We start from the raw sequence: 233 nt of genomic DNA, 5'->3' as shown, positions 1-233 counted from the left end.
ATCCAGGAGCAGGTGCAGCAGCAACCGCTGGATGATATGACTGGCAGCATGGTCCTCGCGCGTGATACCGCGAATGTGGCGACGGCGGCGGTGCGGCTGTCGCAGGTAGTCGGTGCGCTGGAGTACAAAGGCGAAGCTGAACGGCTTAAACAGACGCAGATGGCGCTGCGCCACTCGCTGGAGCAGCTTGCCGATGCGCCGCTGGCGCAGCAGGAGCCGGCGCTGGTGGCGCG

General features: G+C 66.1%; 1 pseudogene. It reads left to right on the top strand.

What is annotated here, in order from left to right:
- A pseudogene (locus RTW80_RS30945) lies at positions 1 to 233 on the top strand (hybrid sensor histidine kinase/response regulator); the annotation flags it as partial.

Source organism: Escherichia sp. AM3 (assembly GCF_032029835.1).
Classification (GTDB): domain Bacteria; phylum Pseudomonadota; class Gammaproteobacteria; order Enterobacterales; family Enterobacteriaceae; genus Escherichia; species Escherichia coli.
This window is presented reverse-complemented; position numbering and strand designations above follow the sequence as displayed.